The organism is Flintibacter sp. P01028, from assembly GCF_041925235.1.
Taxonomy (GTDB): Bacteria; Bacillota; Clostridia; order Oscillospirales; family Oscillospiraceae; genus Lawsonibacter; species Lawsonibacter aceti.
This window is the reverse complement of the sequence record NZ_JBHEVC010000003.1, coordinates 327,929-343,593: the sequence shown is the minus strand read 5'-3', so window position 1 is coordinate 343,593 and position 15,665 is coordinate 327,929. Positions and strand designations below refer to the sequence as shown.

Genomic DNA, 15,665 nt, shown 5'->3' with positions numbered 1-15,665 from the left:
AGGGGTCCTACATTCGTTCCGGTCCGTCCGCGCCGCGCCGCCGAACTCTGTTCGGCGCGGAAAGGACAGCGCAGGCCATTAGATCCGATGCATCGCGTTAAAAATATCCTCTCGCTGGATGCGGATGGACAGGCCCTGCCCCTGGCCGGCCCGGTCCAGAAGGTCGGACATCTCACCGATAGAGGCGCTACAGGCGGAGGTGTCCACCAGCATGACCATGGTGAAATATTCCTGGAGTACGGTCTGGGAGATGTCCAGAATGTTGATGCTGTGTTGGGCCAGCAGGGAGCAGACGGAGGCGGTGATGCCCACCCGGTCCTTGCCGATGACAGTGACGATAGCCTTCATGACGAATACTTCCTTTCATAGATACTATGTACGCGGAGAGAGGAGCGATTAGAGTGGAGATGTTTGATCTTCATGTACAACGCCTTACTCTTCACTCAGTTCATCGAGGGTCAACTCAAACCCATCTAAAAAGCGATCCATGAAGTACCGGAGAGCGGGGATCTGGTTTTGGCACAGGGCGGCGTAGGTCTGTTCCTTGGCCTTTTTGAACTCGTTGTTGCCCGCCTTGACCTCCTCCACACATTTGAGGTAGGCGGACAGCTTGTCCGCCGCCTTGACCAGGGCACGAACCTGGGGATCGGGGATGGTGAGGGCCTCGTCATAGGCGGGGCGCAGGTCCTCCGGAAGCATGTTCAGCAGCTTCTGCTCCGCCACCGCCTCCACCTGCTTATAGGCGGACTGGATGTCGGGGTTGTCGTACTTGATGGGGGTGGGCATATCGCCGGTGAGGATCTCGCTGGCGTCGTGGTACAGAGCGGCCACCGCCACCTGCCCCGGATCGATCTGGCCCCCAAAGTAGCGGTTTTGGATCACCGCCAGGGCATGTGCCAGGACGGCTACCTGGTGGGAGTGCTCCTGGATGTTTTCCAGCCGGGTATTGCGCATGAGCCCCCAGCGGTTAATGTACCGCATCCGGGAGATCATGGGAAAGAAGTGATGGGACACATCTGGGCCTCCTTAATCAGCGATTTGAAACAAAATTGATTGTAACATAGGCGCCTGGAGATGTAAACTGCTCTTTGAGGGAGAAAGGAAAAAAGAGGCGGCTGCCGCCGCCTCTGCTTAGAGATTTATGGTTTTGCACCCGAGCCCCTTCGCCGGGCACGGATCCCCAGGAAAATCAGGAGAAGGATCAGCGAGCCCCGGAGTATCCCGATAGCGGCGGCAAAATAACTGGCGTAGTAACGAAGCTCCGGATTTGTGAGGATCCAATACAGATAGCGCATTCCTCCAAACAGCCCCCAGGGGGATACAGAGGTGTGAGGGTTGAATACCAGCAGACTGATGGCCACCGCGGTCCACCCCATCCACAGCCAGGGATGCTTTTTACAAAGCAGCAGAGGCAGGCCCAGCAGCATGAGCCCCGCCCCAATCAGGGATACGAGCCCCATACCGCCCAGCACCAGGCCCAGCAGGCCCACGACCTCCAGGGCAGCTCCCGCCTTCTGGACAGGGGAGAACCCTCTCTGTTCCGCCACATAAACCACCTGTGGCTCCGGGGGAGCGGGGCGTTCCCCCTCCCGTACCAGCTCGTCCACGCTGATCCCGAACAGATCGGCCAGCCGGATCAGCTTGTCCAGATCAGGTACCGCCTGTCCCGTTTCCCACTTGCTGACGCTCTGCCGGGATACGCCCAACTTCTCCGCCAGGTCCAGCTGGGACAGCCCACTGCCTGTGCGCAGCTCATAAATCTTTTGAGATAGCTCCATCCTGGTTTGCTCCTTCTGATTTTAGGTTTGATACAGGCCTGTTTTATGGTATGATTATAGAGGAACGAGGGACAAACGGCAACCAATCTCCCTTGGAAATTCGCGCAACCGGCGGTTGCGCGACTGGATTTTTTCGAAAGGAGCCCCATTATGGCCAAGAAAAACACCCGAAATACCAAGGGACGAATCATCGAAGCGGCCTGGCGTCTGTTTTACCGCCAGGGCTATGACGACACCACCGTGGAGGAGATCATTGCCGAGTCAGGCACCTCCCGGGGGTCCTTCTACCATTATTTTGAAGGGAAGGACGCCTTACTGTCCACGGTGTCCTACCTCTTTGACCAGAAGTATGAGGAACTGATGGCTACCCTGGACCCGGATGGAAACCGCTTTGACCAGCTTATGTACCTGAACCGGGAGCTGTTTGCCATGATTGAAAATTCTGTCTCCCTAGACCTGCTGGCACGGTTATACTCCTCCCAGCTGATCACCCGGGGGGATAAGCATCTGCTGGACCACAACCGTACATATTACAGGCTGCTGCGGCAGATCGTCCTCCAGGGCCAGGAACGCGGGGAGCTGCGGGGAGATGTGACAGTGAACGAGATGGTACGGGTGTACGCCCTGTGCGAGCGGGCCCTGATTTATGACTGGTGCCTGTCAGGTGGGGACTACTCCCTGCTTCAGTATGGAAAGACCATGATGCCCCGTTTTTTCCGGGACTTTCGTGCGGAGGAAGAAAATTTGTAGAATTGTATAAAATTTTAATTCATAAAATGTATAGTAGATAAATAAAGCAATACCAGAGCTTTTATGAAATTCTATGGAAGCATATTCCGGAGTTTATTCTATACTCTGTTCTGTATTTTATTCTGTTCTGACTTGTGGTAGAATACCCATACTGCCCCCATGGGGGACATCGCCTTTCCGGGGGGAGCCGGAAGGGCGGCTGTGTGTAGTAAGGGCGTAACTGCCAAAAGGAGAGAGCGTATGACCACTGAACAGATCTGTATTATGGCCACCATCATCGCGTACCTGTGTTTTGTCATCTTTACCGGGGTGATGATCGGCCGACGTTCCAAAAAGAGTGCCGAGGGCTTCTACTTAGGAGGCCGGGGCATTGGCCCTCTGGTCACCGCAATGAGCGCCGAGGCCAGCGACATGAGCAGCTATCTGCTGATGGGCATCCCAGGCCTGGCCTACTTATCTGGTGTAGCCGATGCCAGCTGGACCGCGATTGGATTGGCTTTCGGTACTTATTTGAACTTCCTTCTGGTGGCGAAGCGGCTGCGCCGGTACAGCGTCCGCTTGGATGCCATCACCATTCCCAGCTTCATCTCCAAGCGGTATGGGGAGAAGAAGCCCGTCATCATGTGCATCTCTGCTCTTGTTATCCTCATTTTCTTTGTCCCCTATGTGGCCTCCGGCCTGGCGGCCATCGGAAAGCTGTTTAACAGCTTGTTTGGCTGGGACTATATGGTGGCCGTGGTCATCGGTGCCATCGTCATTATCAGCTATACCTCTGTAGGTGGCTTCAGCGCCGTGGCCACCATGGACTTGATTCAGTCCATCATCATGACCATAGCCCTGTGCATTATCGTCATCTTTGGCGTGGTCCAGGCGGGCGGTTTTGACGCCGTTATAGACCATGCCAAGACACTGCCCGGCTTCCTGAGCTTTGGCCAGACGTATAACGAGGCCACCGGTCAGGCCGAGCCTTACGGCCTGCTCCGTATCGTATCCATGATGGCCTGGGGCCTGGGCTATTTCGGGATGCCCCATATTCTGGTGCGTTTTATGGCGATCCGGGATGAAAACGAGCTGAAGCTGTCCCGCCGAATCGCCTCCACCTGGGTGGTCATCTCCATGGCTGTGGCTGTGTTCATTGGTATTGTGGGCCACGCCGTCTCCTCCGCCGGGCGTATCCCCTTCCTGGAGGGCAGCGCCACGGAGACCGTCATCGTCCAGCTGTCTAACCTGCTGTCCAAGTATGGCATCTTCCCCGCTGTCGTGGCCGGGTGTATCCTGGCCGGCATCCTGGCGGCCACCATGTCCACAGCCGACAGCCAGCTTCTGGCCGCCTCCTCCGCCTTTTCGGAGAACATCGTCCAGAATGTCTTTGGCGTCAAGCTGACCAATAAGCAGAACATGCTGATTGCCCGGCTCACTGTGGTGGTCATCGCCGTCATCGCCATCTTCCTGGCCGCTGACCCGGACAGCAACGTGTTTAAGATCGTATCCTTTGCCTGGGCCGGCTTCGGCGCCACCTTCGGCCCCGCTATGCTGTGCGCCCTGTTCTGGAGGCGGAGCAACCGGCAGGGCATCATGGCCGGTCTGGTGGTGGGCGCTGTGATGATTTTTGTATGGAAATTCCTCATCGCCCCCATCGGCGGCATCTTCAATATTTATGAGCTGCTGCCCGCCTTTGTCTGTGCTACCATTGCCATCGTGGTGGTATCCCTGTTGACGCCCGCCCCGGAGAAAGCGGTGCTGGACGCCTTCGATGACTATAATCAGTAACTATAATAAAACTTCCCGCTGCCAAGCAGCGGGAAGTTTTTATGTCAGTTTTCCTGTTCTTTGGGCTCCCCCTCGATTTCCTCTCCCTCCTCGTCCCGCTTTCGCAACCAGGCGGATACCAGCAGGGTGATGGGGATGGCGGCGCCGAATAGGATAATCTGAAGGGAGCGTGTGAAGTCCCTGCCCACGAACATCCAGGCGACGGCTCCGCCGTAGACCAGGGGGACAATGCAGCCCAAATACCAGTTGGAGGAGCCTCTGCCCCTTACCCAGGCCTGGATGACTACGGCGGCAAAGGCGAGGGTAAAAATGGCCCAGGAATTCACGACAAAACGCTCCTTTCAGTAGTAAAGAGTTACTCCAGATTCAGCTTGTTTTTCAAGATATAGCTGGTGACTAGGAACGTGAGGACGGTGGGAATGAGAAGAAGGAGGATGCCAAGCCAGTAGCCCAAGTGGCTGCTCAAATCCATCCCGTAGAGCCAGTTCAGCGCATCCATATGGTGCAGAGAGCTGGTGACAACGCTGTCCAGAATGTTGAGGAGGAAGAATGCGATTACGCTCATCAAGATTCTGCGCTTAGAGAACAGATGGCCGATGGCCATAGCCAGATAGAAAGTCATGAACATAGCGGCGCACATGACCAGCATCAGCAGAAGGAACTCCAGAAAATAGACGATGGTATCGGGATGCTGGGTCAGGCTGCGAAAGATGGTCTGCCACAGCTCAGTGTCAAACAGTTCCTCCCAGTCCAGAGGCATCATCAGGAACATTGCGGCAAAACCCACGATGCCGTTGACCACGGTGGTGGCAAGGGCACAGATCAGCTTGGACAGGACAAGCTGCCAGGACTTGACGGGGAGGGTGTGCATCAGATAGCCCTCGTCTCCCAGAAGGCCCTTGTAAAACCGGGTGAGGACGAATACGGCGGACAGAATGACCAAGGTAAAACACACGCCTATGAACAGACCCATGGAGATGACGCTTACCCACTGGCCAAAGGCGCTTTCACCGGGGTTGGTGGTGCCGAAGAGAGTGAAGCGGTTGACCAGAGCCAGGATGAGGGCAGCGGGCCAGACAATGCGGAAGGTTTTCCACATGGAGCGGAAGTCGTATTTCAAAAGTTTGCCGAACATTAGTACAGACCTCCTTCCAGGGGCTGGGCCTTAAAAATCTCGCGGAACAGGGCGTCCACGCTCTTGCCCTGCCGCTCCCGGATGTCGTCCACTGTGCTGTGGAGCATAATCCTGCCACTTTTCAGAAAGATCACCTCATCCAGCACCTTCTCAATATCGGCAATCAGATGGGTGGAGATCAGGACAGTGCCATCCTCGTTGTAGTTGGTCAAAATGGTGTGCAGGATAAAGTCACGGGCAGCTGGGTCTACCCCGGCGATGGGCTCATCCAGCAGATAGAGCTGGGCCTTCCGGGCCATGACCAGCACCAACTGGACCTTTTCCTTGGTGCCCTTAGACATGGATTTCAGCCGATCCTTCGGCTCCACGCCTAGACTGCGGCACATGGCAAGGGCCTTATCATAGTCGAAGTCCTGGTAAAAGTCCCGGAACAGGTCAAACAGGTCGGTGGCCTTCATCCAGTCGGCAAAGTACATCCGGTCGGGCAGATAGCTTACCTGGGCCTTGGTTGCGGGACCGATATGCTGGCCATTGATCTCTAGGGTGCCAGTGGTGGGCTGCAGCAGACCGCACAGCAGCTTGATCAGCGTGGTTTTCCCGCTCCCGTTGGGGCCGAGCAGCCCAACGATCCGGCCACGGCCCACTTCCAAATCCACTCCGGACAGGGCGACCTTTGGACCGTAGGCTTTCGAAAGCCCCCGGCAGACGATCAAATGTTCACTCATGTATGCTCCTCCTTCAGCATCGCCGTGGCCTCTTGCTGGGAGTAGCCCAGCTCTGCCATGGCGTGATAGTATTGGTTGACGACCACATGGGCCTCCGCCCTCCGTACCGCATCCAGTATAGCGGTGTCTTGGGTGACCAGCCGCCCCGCCGTCCGGTCCGCCTTGGCCAGACCGTCCTGCTCCAGCTGGGCCAGGGCCCGCTGCATAGTGTTGGGGTTGACCCCCGCCTCCGCCGCCAGCTCCCGCACTGGGGGCAGCTTGCTCCCAGGGGGATAGACCCCGGTGATGATGCGCCGGGTCATTTGCTCGGCCAGCTGGAGCCAGATGGGCCGGTCGTCATTGAGTTTCCATTCCATAGAGGCTCCCTCCTTGTACTATTGTATTAAGTGATTAGTACAATAATACATTCTGAGGGATTTGTCAAGCCCAAAATAAAAAATTTGTGTCTATTCTGATTTGTTACCTATGTAACGGGTTTGTAGCCGCTTTGAAAGGAAATAGAGATGTTTTTCTGGGAGTAGGCGGTATAATAGTGTATCATGCCTGCATTTTCCCTTAGTCGAGGGCTTGGAAAAAGAGGTTCCAAACAGGACACGCCTTGTTTGATAAGGAGGATTACAATGAAACAATGGAAAAAACTGCTGCCCGCCCTGCTGTCGCTGGCCCTGCTGGTTTCCTGCGGACCGAAAAGGCCGGGCACCGACACCTCGGTCGGGGATGTGTCCGCCCCTGGCACGGCGGCCCCCTTTGTATTCACCAGAGACAGCCTGCCCCGGCTGGATGGCTCCACCTCCACAGCGCCCATGGCCCAGGCCATGTGCGCGGTGCTGCTGGGGGAGGGGCGGGAGCAGGTGGCCGACCTGGTCCAGTTCTCCCGGACCACCCAGTCGTACCGAAATTTGATGGCAGGTGCCGCTGATTTGCTGTTGGCCGCCGAGCCGGCCCCAGAGGTGGCCCAGGAGTTGAAACAGGAGGGGGAGTGGCTGCTGACTCCCTTTGCCACGGACGCGCTGGTGTTTGTGGTCAACGAGGACAATCCGGTGGACAGCCTGACTACCGAGCAGGTGAGAAAGATATACACCGGCCAGATCACCAACTGGAAGGAGGTGGGAGGAGAGGACCTGGACATTATCCCCTTCCAGCGCAACAGCGAGGCTGGGAGCCAGACTCTGATGGAGAAGCTGGTTATGGACGGTCTGGAGATGATGGATGCCCCGGAAGCCTGGGTGCCCGACTCCATGATGGGGCTTCTGGAGGCGGTGCGGGAATATGACAACTCACCCTCCGCCATCGGCTACACCGTGTACTACTACGCCAATGATATGGAGATGGCCAAGGGGCTGAAGGTGCTGACCATCGACGGGGTGTCCCCCTCGGCCGAGGCCATTCAGGCTGGGGAGTACCCATTTTTAAACCCCTACTATGTGGCCATGGCCAAGGACCGGCCCCAGGACGACCCCACCCATATACTGTATGACTGGCTGCTGGGGCCAGATGGCCGGCGGCTGGCGGAGGAGCTGGGCTATGTCCCCGCCTCTGACGCTGGGGAGCCCCTTATCCCGGTAGAGGTGGACTGGTCAAAGCTGGATGAGCAGGAAAAGCCTCTGCCTGATATTGGCGGCCGCTGGTATCAGGAGCGTGTGGAGCAGCTTCGCCCCAGCCAGGAGTATGGTCAGCTCGTCCCCTTCGAGGGGGCGGCGGGCTACTTCTCCTGGCAGGCGGACAACTGGCCGGAAACGCTGATAGGGCTGATGACCACTGGCGGCAAGGTGGTCATGGACCCGGTGTGTAGCGAGATCAGCCGGCTGTATTATACAGATGACGCCGGGGACAGCCAGACCCTTCCAGTGTGGGAGCTGGAGAAGGGGGACCCGGAGCGGGGCAGCCCCGGTAACGGCGCCCTTATCGCCCTGGCAGCGCAGGACGGGAGCTGGGTCACTGAATTTAGGTACTGGGGTGTTAAGGGAACTCCGGTGGGTATTTTCGCGGGGGATGGGCACAAGCTCTATCTGCTGCGTCAGGAGGATGGAACAGAGAAGGCCTCCTGGTCATGGGACCAGCTTGGCATCGCCCGCCCGGAGAGCTTCCCCTGGTTTACCGGCGATGCATATGAAACCGCCCAGTGGTACGATGGCGGATTTTTCCTGGGCTGCTGGGGAGAGAACTGGGATAAAGCCCTTTTTTTGGACCCGGAAACGGGAGAAGTGACCGCTCTGGCTGCTCAGGATTGGTATGATAGGATACAGAAGCGATATCAGGACACTCTCTGGTGGGACAGCAAAACAGACGGCCAGGGCCAGGTCACTCTCACCTATGGGACGGACAGCTTTACCTTCCCCTCCCCCCTGCCGGAGGAGGAATTTCCCTATGTGACCGGCGGGGACCGGGTGATCTTCAACGATACCCAGGGGGACCGGTGCGCTGTGTCCCTGCTGAACGGACAGGAGGTCCTGCCCGCCCAGGACGGCCAGGTAGAGGCCCTCCAGGGGGATGAGGCCAGCTGGCTGGCGGTGCGGAAGGACCAGGGCAGACAGTGGAACATCTACGACTGGAAAGGAGAGCTGTCCTGCACCCTGGAGGGGGAGGAGGAGAGCTGGCTCTCCCTGTCCGGTCCCCTGCTGGAGCTGCGCTGCCGGAACTATACGGCCTATTATGAGCCGGAGAGCGGTACCTGTGTGTTCCGTACCTGGTTCTCCCTGGGGGACCGGGGCGGAGAGGCCCAAGAGCCCGCCGGCTGAGAATTGTAAATAATTTTTGAACCCTATTGCATTTTCCGCCTGACTGCGCTATCATATGGTTAGCACTCGGATATAACGAGTGCTAACCATTTTGTTTTCAAAAAATTTTTCATATACGGAGGCAGAAAATCATGGCAAAGAAGCAGTTTAAGGCCGAATCCAAGCGGCTGCTGGACCTGATGGTCAACTCCATCTATACCCATAAGGAGATCTTTCTCCGGGAGCTGATCTCCAACGCCAGCGATGCCGAGGACAAGCTGGCTTACAAATCGCTGACTGACGACACAGTAGAAGTAAAGCGGAAGGACCTGAAAATTACCATCGTCCCGGACAAGCAGATGCGCACCCTGACCATTTCGGACAACGGCATCGGGATGTCCAAGGAGGATTTGGAATCCAACCTGGGCACCATAGCCCGCAGCGGCTCCGGCCAGTTCAAGGCCGGACTGGCCGAAGACGACAAGGCCGCGGACAAGATCGACGTTATCGGCCAGTTCGGCGTGGGCTTTTACTCCGCCTTCATGGTGGCCGATCAGGTCACCGTTATCTCCCGTGCCTGGGGGAGCGAGGAGGCCTGGATGTGGCAGTCTGACGGGGCCGACGGCTATACTGTGACCCAGTGCGAGAAGGACGCCCCCGGTACAGATATCATCATGCATATCAAGGCCAGCGGCGAGGATGAGAACTACGACCAGTATTTGGAAACTTATAAATTACAAGAGCTTATCAAGAAATACTCCGACTATATCCGCTATCCCATTGTCATGGAGGTAGAGGACTATAGGAGGAAGGACAAGCCCGCTGACGCCCCCGAGGACTACAAACCGGAATGGGAGACCGTCAAGGAGTGGAAGACCCTCAACTCCATGGTCCCCCTGTGGCAGCGGCAGAAGTCCAAGGTGAAGCCGGAGGAGTACAACGCCTTCTATAAGGAGAAATTCGGAGATTGGCAGGATCCCCTGGCCGTCATCCACACCAGTGCTGAGGGGGCTGTGACCTATAAGGCCATGCTCTATATCCCCGCCCAGACACCCTACGACTTCTATACAAGGGAGTATCAGAAGGGGCTCCAGCTCTATTCCTCCGGCGTGCTCATCATGGACAAGTGCGCCGACCTGCTGCCCGACCACTTCCGCTTCGTGCGGGGCGTAGTGGACTCCGCCGATTTTTCCCTGAACATCAGCCGGGAGGTGCTGCAGCACACCCGTCAGCTAAAGGTTATCGCCACCGCCCTGGAGAAAAAGATCAAGTCCGAGCTGCTGAAGATGCAAAAGGAAGACCGGGAGAAGTATGAGAAGTTCTGGGCCGCCTTCGGCACCCAGCTAAAATACGGAGTGGTGGCGGAATACGGCGCTCACAAGGAGATGCTTCAGGATCTGCTGCTGTTCTGGTCCTCCAAGGAGGGCAAGAACACCACCCTGGCCGCCTATCAGGACCGCATGCCTGAGGACCAGCCTTACTACTACTACGCCTGCGGCGAGAGCGTGGACAAGATCGCCAAGCTGCCCCAGGTGGAGCGCATCATGGACAAGGGTTATGAGATCCTGTACTGCACCGAGGACGTGGATGACTTTGTCATGAAGGCCCTGGGTGAGGTGAACGGCAAGCAGTTCAAATCTGTCAGCGATGAGGACGCCCTCCCCCAGACGGAGGAGGAGAAGAAGGCGGCCGAAGAGAAGGCCGAAGCGGGTAAGGATGTGCTGGAGGCGGTGAAGGAGGCCTTGGGCGACCAGGTGAAGAACGTCCGCGTCTCCTCTATCTTGAAGTCTGGCGCCTGCTGTCTGTCAGCCGACGGCCCTGTTTCTTTGGAGATGGAAAAGTATATGAGCAAGCTGGAGGGGAGCGACCACCCCAAGGCCGACCGGGTACTGGAGCTCAACCCCGATGCCGCCCCCTTCGCCGCCATCAAGAAGGCGGTGGACGCTGGGGATAAGGATACTGTGGCCAAGTATGCCAAGCTGCTCTACGGCCAGTCCCTGCTGATGGCGGGCCTGCCTCTGGAGGACCCGGCGGAGTATGCCCAGATGGTTTGCTCTCTGATGGTCTAAGGACGAAACGATAAGAAAAAGCCAGCCATGGAGGTTTGCTCCATGGCTGGCTTTCTGCTGTTTGGAGGGCCCGTCAATTCACAGTCAAGTAGTCAGCGGACACATAGCCGATGGCGGCCTGTCCGGCCCGGTTGAGATAGAGGACCTGATACCACCCGGCCTCCTGGCCCAGAATTACCACACAGGTCCCGTTGTCCAGCCCGCCGATGACGGGCCGGTCGGAGCCTGGGCCAGAGCGGACGTTAAGACCCAGCTCCGCGTCAGTGACCGTGCCGGTCTGGGCAGCCTGTTGGCAGAGAACGGTACAGCTGGCGGACAGGCCGTTCCAGCTGGCCGTGATGGTGACAGAGGCGGTGCCTGTCCCAGTGTAAAGGTTGGTCACCGCGCCTTTGGAGGAGACAGGAGCGGCGGAGGGATCGCTGCTGGTCCAGGAGATCTCCGCTCCCTCCCAGGCCGGGGCGAGGGAGGCAGTGAGCGGGACGCTCTCACCGGACTTTAGAGTGACCTCGTTGTGGTCCAGGGTCAGCGTATACTGGCTGGGGTCGGGGAGCTGGGGCTCTATGGGCTCCTCAGGATCGACGGGGCCCTCTGGGTCCACCGGCTCCTCAGGCTCCACGGGATCTACCGGCTCCTCCGGGCCGGTGGGCACATCCTGAATGGGGGTGTAGGTGAGGGCCTTATAGAGTAGGGCGGCCATCTCGGCACGGGTCAGATAGCCTTGGGGATCGATGCCGTCGCCCTTGCCGCTGATCACGCCTTGGGCGACCAGAGTGGCGGTATGTCCCTTGGCGTAGTCGGCGATCCGGTCACGGTCGGCGAACTGGTCCAGAACAGACAAGCTGGCGTCTGGGCAGTCCTTGCCCAGCAGAGGAAGGACCTGGCGCAAGATGGTAAAAGCCTGCTCCCGGGTAATGGGGGCGCCTGGAGAATAGGCGCCGTCCCCGGTGCCGGAGGCTAGGCCTACGCTCTGGCCCCAGGACAGGGCGGTATAGTAGTAATCAGTGGGAGCTACATCGGTGAAGGTGCAGTCCTGGGTGACGGCAGGCTTGCCCATGGCATTGTACAGCATCAGCATGAAATCGCCTCGGCGGATCTGGAGGTCACGGCCAAACTCAGTAGCGGAGATGCCGCCCACGATGCCGTGGGTGTAGCAGTAATCCACGGCGGTATAGGCCCAGTGGTCCTCCGTCACATCGGTATGGACATTGGTCATGGAAATTGCGATGGTCTGGGTCTTTCCGCCAGCAGAGGCGGTGATGGAGCCGGTGCCCCCAGTCTTGGAGGCGGTGAACAGACCGTTCTCATCCACGGTCCCCACGTCCCCCTCTGTGGTCCAGGTGACGGCGGTCCAGTCCCGGAGGGCGGTGCGGCCCCAGTAACTGCCGGTGACGGCCAGTTGGACCTGTTCTCCAGGCTCAACAGACAGAGAAGTGATGGGAGAGGCGCTGCCCTCCTTGGAAATGACCAGTTCAGTCAGGTGGTCCACCACATGGATCTGGGCCTCTCCCTCTACATCCAGGTCCCTGGAGCGCAGACGGAGGGTGTCGGTGCCGGCCCTGTCGCCGGCGGTGTATACCCCGTCCTCCACTTCGCCCAGGTCCTCCCTGGAGGTGATGGTCAGGTCACGGAGCTCTCGGTCCAGAAGGTTCAGCCCTTCGTCCAGCACAGCGGCATCCGGCAGGGTGAGGGAGGTGCCCGTCAGAAGGGTGAGGCCGTTTTGCGTCAGGGCCAGCCGGTCTGGCCGGCCGTCCCCCTCCTGGTCTGTGACCAGCAGCAGATAGGTTGCGCAGCTTCGGGGCTTGCCGTCAGAGGGCAGGTTGAGAACAGCGGGCCCCGTCTGTCCCGGCAGCCAGAGGGAGATGGCGGTGGAGCCGCCCCCATCCAGATTGACGGCCCAGACGCAGCCCCGCCGGATCATCTCCTCCGCCAGATCCTTCTGGGACAGGCCGGAGGAGTAGCCGGACTGGCGGCCATCCACGGCGTAGACCAGCAGAGTGCCGTCCTCCTTCATGCCCAGGGCGGTCCTGGGCTGACGGCCGTCCTTGGCATAGGTCCACTGGGATGAGTCGGTAAGCTGGCCGTCCCACACCATAATGTCCCCCACACCTCCGGCCCACTGGGCATGAGATAGGGCCTCGTTCTCGCAGGAGGTGGTCAGGGTGATCCGGTCGCCCACCTGGAAGGACTGAAAGACGGACAGATAGCCGGAGGCATCGGCGGCGGTAAGGATGTACTCCCCATCGCCAATGGCGAGGGGCTGGTCAGACTGGAGCAGCTCCGTCACCTCCAGCTCCAGGGTGCTATTGACCGTGAGGGGCTCGTCCTCCTCCATCAGAGCCATCCGTACATACCAGCCAGGGGTGGAGGTACGGGTGGACACAGCGGAGAAGTCCTGGTTGAGCAGGTAGATGCCCCCTGACTCGCTGCGCCATTTGTTCAGGTGGGAGGGCTTCACCGTGCTGTTGTCCCGCTGGTTGACCAGAGTGAGGGATACCGACGGCCCATCTACCAGGGAGACTTGACCATCGGTGATGATCATGGCGTCCTCGTGCTCCGGGCTGGACTTGTAGACACCGTCCTCGATGACGATGCCGATGGGCACGCCGGAGGCGGTGGAGAAGAAGTCGGTGTTTACCGCGCCTAGTACGTGGTAACCCAGCTCCTGGGCATAGGTGACAGCTCGGTTGATGGTGGCGGCGCCGTAAACAGTGCCGGCAGCCTGAAGCAGGATGGGGTAGGCGTCGCTGTCCTTCTCCAGCTCCAGGGAAAAGCTCTCCACCCGGCGCTCGCTGTTGTCGGTGATGGTGTTGCGGTAAGTCAGACCATCCACCAGGTCGATGGAGGTCTGCAGCTTCTGTTCCCCAGCGTGGGCATAGACGGTGGGGAGGGCCAGCGCCAGGGCTAGGACCAGGGCGGCCGCCCGGTGGGATAGGGATCTGACGGTATGTTTTTTCATGGGTACTCCTTTGTAATATGTAAACCGATTGAATATGGCCTATTATAGCAGACACAAAAATCGGATTCAATGGAAAAAGAAAGAAAGTTGCGGGAAAGGAGATGTTTACAAATCGTTCAGGATCAGATGGTTGAAAAAGGGATATTCTTGGTGTACAATAAATCAGTTGTACTAATATTGCGCAGGGAACGGAGGAAGAAGCCTTGGAGGATCGGCACAGCGCCACAAGGACGATCAGCGCCGTTATGGCCATCACTCTGCTGGGAAAAGTGATGGGACTGTACCGGGACCACCTGCTGGCCGTGCATTACGGTATGGGTATGGAGGCCAACGCCTTCTATACCGCCAGCCGAATCCCACGGGTATTCTTTGACGCGGTATTCGCCTCGGCCATCGCCGCTTGCTTTATCCCGGTGTTCAGCGAGTATCTGGAACAGAAGGGAAAGAAGGAGGCCTACCGCTTCGCGGGCTGCTTTATTACCATCATCGCCCTGCTCACCGGCGTTCTTACCTTGGCGGGGATGGCCTTTCCCCAGCCGTTGGTGGCCCTCTTTGCCGACTATGAGGACCCACAGACTACGGCCTTGGCAATTTCTTTGACTAGGACCATGTTTCCCACGGTTCTGTTTTCCGGCGTGGCCTTCTCCTTGGTCGGAGTGCTCCAGGCCCAGGACCACTTCACCGCCCCCGCCCTCATGTCCGCCCTATCCAACCTGGTTATTATCGCCTACTTTCTGTTTCTGGACCAGTCTATGGGCATCTATGGTCTGGCGCTGGCCTATCTGTTGGGCTGGTTCCTCCAGGGGCTGATCCAGGTCCCGCCGCTTAGGCGGCTGGGCTACCAGTATCGGCCGGGATTGGACTTCCGGTCGCCGGGGATGAAAAAGGTGTTTGCGCTGATGGGGCCGGTGATGGTGTCCACCTGGGTCCAGCCCATCAATCTGGTCATCAATTCCCGATTCGGTTCCCGGCTATACGGGGGGGCGGGTGTGTCCGCTATGGAGTATTCCACCAACCTGTATCTGGTTATTGCCGGTACCTTTATCCTGTCGATCACCAATGTGATCTTCCCTAAGCTGTCCCGGCTCACCGCCGGCGGACAGCAGGGGGATTTCCGGGATACCCTCCGCCAGACCGTCCACAGCAGTTTGTTTTTCGTACTGCCCATGGCCGCAGGGCTGATGGCGGTAGCCAGACCCCTGGTGTCCTTCCTCTACGGAGGGGGGGAGTTTGGGCAGGGGGCAGTGGAAGTCACCGCCAGCGCCCTGTCCTGGATATCCCTGGGCATGGCGGGCTATGCGCTTCAGAATATTCTAAGCCGGGCCTACTTCGCTCGGCAGCAGGGGAGAGGGCCCCTGGTAGCGGGCGCCCTGTCCATCGGGGTGAATCTCCTGCTGTGCATGGCCCTGGTCGGCCCGCTGGAGGTCCGGGGGCTGGCCATCGCCTCCGCGGTCTCCTCCACGGTGTACGCGCTGCTGCTGATCGTTCCCATGGAGCGGGAAGGTCAGGGATTCCTGGACCGGGCCCTGTGCCTGGACTTCTTCAAAATGCTGGCTGCCGCCGCGGTTACGGGGCTGACCGCTTGGCTGCTTTTGGGATGGCTTGGATCGGTCCTGCCTGCCGGAAAGATGGGGGAGCTGCTCTCCCTGGCCCTGTGCGCCGGAGGCGGCGTGGCCGTCTATTTCGGCGTTACCCTGTCCATGGGCATGGAGGAGGCCGCCATGACGGCGGCCCTGATCAAACGTCTATTAAAGAGAGGATAAGG

The 15,665-nt window shown here is 58.7% G+C and carries 13 protein-coding genes; 5 read left to right on the top strand and 8 right to left on the bottom strand.

Annotated elements, in window-relative coordinates; translation table 11 throughout:
- Positions 1–78: 78 nt before the first annotated feature.
- From ACEVJK_RS08455 to ACEVJK_RS08445, 3 genes are all read right to left on the bottom strand, one after another.
- Positions 79–348 carry an ACT domain-containing protein gene (locus tag ACEVJK_RS08455; RefSeq protein WP_340406279.1) on the bottom strand — a complete coding sequence of 90 codons (270 nt, stop codon included), beginning with the start codon at positions 346–348 and terminating at the stop codon, positions 79–81.
- Positions 349–432: 84 nt separating this feature from the next.
- Complete coding sequence (gene yfbR, locus ACEVJK_RS08450; protein WP_186851797.1) at positions 433–1,014, bottom strand: 5'-deoxynucleotidase; 582 nt, start codon at positions 1,012–1,014, stop codon at positions 433–435.
- Positions 1,015–1,139: 125 nt separating this feature from the next.
- Entirely contained in the window at positions 1,140–1,778 is a 639-nt protein-coding gene (locus tag ACEVJK_RS08445; RefSeq protein ID WP_240288512.1) for a helix-turn-helix domain-containing protein, read from the bottom strand.
- Between the two features lie 150 nt (positions 1,779–1,928).
- On the opposite strand from ACEVJK_RS08445, the gene ACEVJK_RS08440 reads away from it, so the two are divergent.
- A complete protein-coding gene (locus tag ACEVJK_RS08440) occupies positions 1,929–2,528 on the top strand; it encodes a TetR/AcrR family transcriptional regulator (RefSeq protein WP_147573113.1) in 600 nt (199 codons plus the stop codon).
- Positions 2,529–2,768: 240 nt separating this feature from the next.
- Positions 2,769–4,298, top strand: coding sequence for a sodium/proline symporter (locus tag ACEVJK_RS08435; RefSeq protein ID WP_147573115.1), 1,530 nt, complete (start codon positions 2,769–2,771; stop codon positions 4,296–4,298).
- Between the two features lie 44 nt (positions 4,299–4,342).
- On the opposite strand, the gene ACEVJK_RS08430 is transcribed toward ACEVJK_RS08435, so the two are convergent.
- Genes ACEVJK_RS08430 through ACEVJK_RS08415 form a run of 4 tightly spaced genes read right to left on the bottom strand, consistent with a single transcriptional unit; the run spans position 4,343 to position 6,514 of the window.
- On the bottom strand, positions 4,343–4,624 hold the full coding sequence (locus ACEVJK_RS08430; protein ID WP_147573117.1) for a hypothetical protein: 282 nt from the start codon (positions 4,622–4,624) through the stop codon (positions 4,343–4,345).
- A 29-nt stretch (positions 4,625–4,653) separates the two neighbouring features.
- On the bottom strand, positions 4,654–5,433 hold the full coding sequence (locus ACEVJK_RS08425; protein ID WP_374740371.1) for a hypothetical protein: 780 nt from the start codon (positions 5,431–5,433) through the stop codon (positions 4,654–4,656).
- Entirely contained in the window at positions 5,433–6,158 is a 726-nt protein-coding gene (locus ACEVJK_RS08420; protein ID WP_240288510.1) for an ABC transporter ATP-binding protein, read from the bottom strand. The genes ACEVJK_RS08425 and ACEVJK_RS08420 overlap by 1 nt, the downstream gene beginning before the upstream one ends.
- Entirely contained in the window at positions 6,155–6,514 is a 360-nt protein-coding gene (locus tag ACEVJK_RS08415) for a GntR family transcriptional regulator (RefSeq protein ID WP_147573123.1), read from the bottom strand. The genes ACEVJK_RS08420 and ACEVJK_RS08415 overlap by 4 nt, the downstream gene beginning before the upstream one ends.
- Before the next feature lie 264 nt (positions 6,515–6,778).
- Here ACEVJK_RS08415 and ACEVJK_RS08410 point away from each other — a divergent pair, with 264 nt between their 5' ends.
- A complete protein-coding gene (locus ACEVJK_RS08410; protein WP_374740370.1) occupies positions 6,779–8,896 on the top strand; it encodes a PstS family phosphate ABC transporter substrate-binding protein in 2,118 nt (705 codons plus the stop codon).
- A 131-nt stretch (positions 8,897–9,027) separates the two neighbouring features.
- On the top strand, positions 9,028–10,944 hold the full coding sequence (gene htpG, locus ACEVJK_RS08405; protein ID WP_374740369.1) for a molecular chaperone HtpG: 1,917 nt from the start codon (positions 9,028–9,030) through the stop codon (positions 10,942–10,944).
- Positions 10,945–11,017: 73 nt separating this feature from the next.
- Here the strand turns inward: htpG and ACEVJK_RS08400 are convergent, their stop codons facing one another.
- Positions 11,018–13,900 carry a phosphodiester glycosidase family protein gene (locus tag ACEVJK_RS08400; protein ID WP_374740368.1) on the bottom strand — a complete coding sequence of 961 codons (2,883 nt, stop codon included), beginning with the start codon at positions 13,898–13,900 and terminating at the stop codon, positions 11,018–11,020.
- Positions 13,901–14,103: 203 nt separating this feature from the next.
- Here ACEVJK_RS08400 and murJ point away from each other — a divergent pair, with 203 nt between their 5' ends.
- Complete coding sequence (gene murJ, locus ACEVJK_RS08395) at positions 14,104–15,663, top strand: murein biosynthesis integral membrane protein MurJ (RefSeq protein ID WP_374740367.1); 1,560 nt, start codon at positions 14,104–14,106, stop codon at positions 15,661–15,663.
- Positions 15,664–15,665 lie beyond the last annotated feature (2 nt).

Coding starts and splice junctions, on each gene's coding strand:
- ACEVJK_RS08455 (WP_340406279.1), bottom strand. CDS start 348: ATGAAGGCTATCGTCACTGTCATCGGCAAGGACCGGGTGGGCATCACC.
- ACEVJK_RS08445 (WP_240288512.1), bottom strand. CDS start 1,778: ATGGAGCTATCTCAAAAGATTTATGAGCTGCGCACAGGCAGTGGGCTG.
- ACEVJK_RS08440 (WP_147573113.1), top strand. CDS start 1,929: ATGGCCAAGAAAAACACCCGAAATACCAAGGGACGAATCATCGAAGCG.
- ACEVJK_RS08435 (WP_147573115.1), top strand. CDS start 2,769: ATGACCACTGAACAGATCTGTATTATGGCCACCATCATCGCGTACCTG.
- ACEVJK_RS08425 (WP_374740371.1), bottom strand. CDS start 5,433: ATGTTCGGCAAACTTTTGAAATACGACTTCCGCTCCATGTGGAAAACC.
- ACEVJK_RS08420 (WP_240288510.1), bottom strand. CDS start 6,158: ATGAGTGAACATTTGATCGTCTGCCGGGGGCTTTCGAAAGCCTACGGT.
- ACEVJK_RS08415 (WP_147573123.1), bottom strand. CDS start 6,514: ATGGAATGGAAACTCAATGACGACCGGCCCATCTGGCTCCAGCTGGCC.
- ACEVJK_RS08410 (WP_374740370.1), top strand. CDS start 6,779: ATGAAACAATGGAAAAAACTGCTGCCCGCCCTGCTGTCGCTGGCCCTG.
- htpG (WP_374740369.1), top strand. CDS start 9,028: ATGGCAAAGAAGCAGTTTAAGGCCGAATCCAAGCGGCTGCTGGACCTG.
- ACEVJK_RS08400 (WP_374740368.1), bottom strand. CDS start 13,900: ATGAAAAAACATACCGTCAGATCCCTATCCCACCGGGCGGCCGCCCTG.